Below are 2,086 nucleotides of genomic sequence, written 5' to 3'. Positions count from 1 at the left end.
TGCATTTCCAGCACGTAGCGCACGGGCTCGCGCGAGCAGTGGCTGGTCTCGTCCAGCGGCTGCATGTCGGCCAGATTGACGATGCGCCCGTCGTCGGCAATGAACGCCGCCGTCAGCGGCAGGAAGGTGTTGCGCATCCAAAAGCACTGGATGGCCGGGCGGTCAAACACGAATAGCATGCCTTCGTGCGGCGGCATATCGCGCCGCCACATTAGGCCAGTCATGCGTTGCTCGTGGGTGCGTGCCACCTGCGCGTCGATGCGGTGCATGCCGGCGCGCAGCTCCACGCGCGGCAGGTCCAGCTGTGGCGTGCCGACCGGCTGGGCGATGGCCGCGACCGCGCCGGCCACGCTGATGGCGGCCAAAGCGGCGATGCGGGCCGCGGCAGCGCGCACGTCAGCGAGCACGCGCGACACCGGCACGCGCCGTTGCACGCGCGCTTCGGTGAGCGGTGCGGCATGAGGTTGGGGGCAGCGCCCGGTCGGCGCACTGGCGCCCGCCCGCGGCGTCGGTTGGTTCAGCCGCCACCACAGGGTCGTCCACCGCGTCGGCTGGGCCGACTGCCCGCGCGCGCACCGCTTCATGCTGTCAGGTCCATGGAGGGTTTGTCGATAGAATCGATTCTATTCCCCGGCGCCCAACAGGTGGCGGGGGTTCATTCCACACGGAGACCACCGCGTATGTACCAACACATTCGAGTGCCCACCGAAGGCCAGAAGATCACCGTCAATCCCGACATGTCGCTCAACGTGCCGGACAATCCCATCATCCCCTACATCGAGGGGGACGGCACCGGGATCGACATCACGCCGGTCATGATCCGGGTGGTTGATGCCGCGGTGGCCAAGGCCTACGGCGGCCAGCGCAAGATTCACTGGATGGAGGTGTACGCGGGCGAGAAGTCCACCCAGGTCTACGGCCCCGACGTGTGGCTGCCCGACGAGACCCTGCACGCGCTCAAGGAGTATGTCGTCTCGATCAAGGGCCCGCTGACCACGCCCGTGGGTGGTGGCATTCGGTCGCTGAACGTGGCGCTGCGGCAGGAGTTGGATCTGTACGTCTGTCTGCGCCCGGTGCGCTACTTCAAGGGGGTGCCCAGCCCGCTGAAGGAGCCGGAGAAGACCGACATGGTCATCTTCCGCGAAAACTCCGAAGACATCTACGCCGGCATCGAGTACCCCGCGCAAAGTGAGAAGGCGCGCAAGCTCATCAAGTTTTTGCAAGAAGAGTTGGGGGTAACCAAGATCCGCTTCCCGGAAACGTCCGGCATCGGCATCAAGCCGGTGTCGCAGGAAGGCACCGAGCGGCTGGTGCGCAAGGCCATCCAGTACGCCATCGACAACGACAAGCCCAGTGTGACGCTCGTGCACAAGGGCAACATCATGAAGTACACCGAGGGGGCGTTTCGCGACTGGGGCTATGCCCTGGCCAAGCGCGAGTTCGGCGCGGTGGAAATCGACGGCGGGCCGTGGTGCAAGTTCACCAACCCCAAGACGGGCCGAGACATTGTCATCAAGGATTCGATTGCGGACGCTTTTCTGCAACAGATCCTGCTGCGCCCGGCCGAGTATTCGGTGATTGCCACGCTCAACCTCAACGGCGACTACATCTCGGATGCGCTGGCAGCACAAGTGGGTGGCATCGGCATTGCGCCGGGGGCGAACCTGTCGGATTCGGTAGCTTGTTTCGAGGCTACGCACGGCACGGCACCCAAGTATGCCGGCAAGGATTACGTCAACCCGGGCTCGGAGATCCTGTCGGCCGAGATGATGCTGCGCCACATGGGCTGGCGCGAAGCGGCCGACCTGATCATCGTCAGCATGGAGCGTGCCATCCAGAGCAAGCAGGTCACCTACGACTTCGCGCGCCTGATGGAAGGGGCCACGCAGGTGTCGTGCTCGGGCTTCGGCCAGGTGATGATCGACCACATGTGAGGCGAGGCCGCGGGCACGGGTGCGCGCAAGGGGCGAGCCGGATACCGGGCGTCCCGGTGCCGTCTGCGCAATGGCCCCCCGGCGCAAGCGGCCCCTGACGTAAGCGGCCGCCCCAGTGTCGGCGATGCCGCGTCGCATTCATGGTGAAGACC

General features: G+C 65.6%; 2 protein-coding genes. One reads left to right on the top strand and one right to left on the bottom strand.

Annotation, left to right across the window (positions count from 1 at the left end):
• A partial coding sequence (locus tag V7Z54_RS08640) for a DUF192 domain-containing protein (protein ID WP_334135882.1) occupies window positions 1-365 on the bottom strand: 365 nt, incomplete at its 3' end.
• Window positions 366-680: 315 nt separating this feature from the next.
• Here V7Z54_RS08640 and icd point away from each other — a divergent pair.
• On the top strand, window positions 681-1,934 hold the full coding sequence (gene icd, locus V7Z54_RS08635; protein WP_334135870.1) for an NADP-dependent isocitrate dehydrogenase: 1,254 nt from the start codon (window positions 681-683) through the stop codon (window positions 1,932-1,934).
• Window positions 1,935-2,086 lie beyond the last annotated feature (152 nt).

Origin of the sequence: Tepidimonas sp. (assembly GCF_036824975.1) — a bacterium.
Lineage (GTDB): Bacteria > Pseudomonadota > Gammaproteobacteria > Burkholderiales > Burkholderiaceae_C > Tepidimonas.
The sequence above is the reverse complement of the archived record's forward strand: the minus strand, read 5'-3'. Positions and strand labels throughout refer to the sequence as shown.

Bases quoted from the DNA above. Each gene is read 5' to 3' on its own strand.
- icd (WP_334135870.1), top strand. From the start codon at position 681: ATGTACCAACACATTCGAGTGCCCACCGAAGGCCAGAAGATCACCGTC.